Source organism: Bacillus sp. 05T31, assembly GCF_056396725.1.
On sequence record NZ_JBFTMA010000681.1, the window covers coordinates 1 to 2,409 of the forward strand.

Sequence of the window (2,409 nt, forward strand, 5' to 3'; positions counted from 1 at the left end):
ATGGAAGAAACAATTAGTTTAAAAGAGTTATTTTATATTTTAAAAAAACGTTTAGCAATGATCCTCGTAATCGCCTTTGGTGCAGCTATTGTAAGTGCTATCATTAGCTTCTTCTTCATGACACCAATCTACCAATCTTCAACGCAAATTCTTGTGAATCAGAAGAAACAAGAAGGGGCAGCAATTCAGTATAATGAGGTACAAACGAATATTCAATTAACGAATACATATAAGGTTATTATTAAAAGTCCAGTAATCTTAGATCAAGTGAAAGAAAAGCTAGGTTTAAATATAACAGTACAAGAGCTAAACAATAAAATTGAAGTAGCTAATGAGAAAGACTCACAAGTAGTGGCGGTAACTGCGCAAGATAAAGACCCAAAACTAGCTCGTGATATTGCTAATACAACTGCAGAAGTGTTTCAAGGTGAARTTGCWAAAATYATGAGTGTTGATAACGTAACARTMTTATCAAAAGCAGAAGTTGCAGAAAATCTATCTCCAATTAAGCCACGTCCAATGTTAAATGTAGCAATTGCTTTCATTGTTGGTTTAATGGCTTCAATTGGTCTTGCATTCTTACTAGAATACTTAGATAACACAGTGAAAAAGGAAGAAGATGTAGAGAACTTACTTGGCTTGCCGGTGTTAGGTATTGTCGCTCGTATGGATGAAGAAACAGCAAGCGTGAAATCACATGCTCCATCATCAAGAAAAGTGAGGGGACAAACAATTGGCTCTTAATAGTTTATTTAAAAAGAAAAAAAATCATCGTCAACGTCGTCAATTAATTGCTCATCAACAACCGAAATCACCAATTTCAGAACAATATCGTAATATTCGAACGAATATCGAATTTGCATCTGTTGATACAAATTTACATTCGTTAATGGTAACGTCTGCTAACCCAAGTGAAGGGAAAACGACGACAACAGCGAATATGGCAGTTGTTTTTGCTCAACAAGGAAAGAAGGTATTATTAATTGATGCAGATATGCGTAAACCAGCGATGCATCAAATGTTCCAAGTTGATAATATTTTCGGATTAACGAATGTATTAACACATAGTGAACGGTTAGAGAAGTGTGTACAAACGACATTAGTTGATAATTTACACTTTTTAGCGTGTGGTCCAATCCCACCAAATCCGGCGGAATTGTTAGGTTCGAAATCGATGAAAGAACTTCTTGGGCAAGCATATAGTATGTACGATTTAGTCATCTTTGATTTACCACCAATTTTAGCTGTAACAGATGCGCAAATTATGGCGAATGTGTGTGATGCATCTATTCTTGTCGTTCGTAGTGAATCGACAGAAAAGGAAACAGCGGTAAAAGCAAAAGGATTGTTAGAATCGGCTAAAGGTAAACTGTTAGGCGTTGTCCTGAACGACCGTGAACGTGAACAAGGCTTATATTATTACTACGGTGCAAACTAATTAAAAAGTGAGATATGGCAAAAACATATCTCCTTTTTTCCTTTGAATATGAGATAACTCATATTCAAAGGAAAAAAGATTTTTATATGAGAGAGGGAGGATGAAACAAATGATTGATTTACATTGTCACATTTTACCTGGCAACGATGATGGTGCACAAACAGTAACAGATAGTCTGGCCATGGCACAAAAGGCTGTCCAAGAAGGAATACATACAATCGTCGCAACACCACACCATCAAAACGGGAAATATACAAATGAACGTACTTCAATTATTCATCAAGTAAAACAACTAAATGATGAACTACAACAAAATGAAATTCCACTGAAAATTTTACCAGGGCAAGAGGTCAGGTTATATGGTGATTTATTAGAAGACTATGAAGCTAGTAAAATCGTTACCTTAAACGAAACGAATAAATACATATTAATTGAGTTTCCATCTAATCACGTACCTCGCTATGCAGAGCAACTATTATATGAATTACGTGTTAAAGGAATGATCCCAATTATCGTTCATCCAGAACGCAATGCCGAGTTAATCGAGCGGCCAGATAAGTTATATAACCTTGTAAGTAAAGGTGCATTAACACAAGTAACGGCGGGAAGTTTACTAGGAAAGTTCGGCAAAAAGATAAAAAAATTCTCACTACAACTCGTTGAACATAATTTAACGCATATGATCGCATCAGATGCACATAACACAACATCAAGAGGATTTCATCTAGCGGAAAGTTACGAATTAATCGGAAAAGAATTCGGAATGAACGTTATGAATGATTTAAAAGAAAATCCGTATTTATTAATTAGCGGAAAAGCAATTTATAAAGAAGATCCAGAACAAATTCGTCGTAAAAAATTGTTTGGTATTTTTTAATTGAAGAGCTTTGGTGATGTCTCCTAACCGTTATCAACGGGGGCACTCGGTCGTGCTGTGGGTAGAAATTTTTATTTCTTGCCTACCTTAGACG

General features: G+C 35.5%; 3 protein-coding genes. All 3 read left to right on the plus strand.

Annotation, left to right across the window (positions count from 1 at the left end):
- The 3 genes from AC1DJR_RS26515 to AC1DJR_RS26525 all read left to right on the plus strand — a co-directional run bounded on the left by AC1DJR_RS26515 (position 1) and on the right by AC1DJR_RS26525 (position 2,315).
- Positions 1-744 carry a YveK family protein gene (locus AC1DJR_RS26515; RefSeq protein WP_477003910.1) on the plus strand — a complete coding sequence of 248 codons (744 nt, stop codon included), beginning with the start codon at positions 1-3 and terminating at the stop codon, positions 742-744.
- The gene (locus AC1DJR_RS26520; protein ID WP_477003911.1) at positions 734-1,438 is read left to right on the plus strand and encodes a CpsD/CapB family tyrosine-protein kinase; all 705 of its coding nucleotides are present in this window, start codon (positions 734-736) and stop codon (positions 1,436-1,438) included. Before AC1DJR_RS26515 ends, AC1DJR_RS26520 begins: the two co-directional genes overlap by 11 nt.
- 109 nt (positions 1,439-1,547) lie before the next feature.
- Complete coding sequence (locus AC1DJR_RS26525; protein ID WP_477003912.1) at positions 1,548-2,315, plus strand: tyrosine-protein phosphatase; 768 nt, start codon at positions 1,548-1,550, stop codon at positions 2,313-2,315.
- Positions 2,316-2,409: the final 94 nt, after the last annotated feature.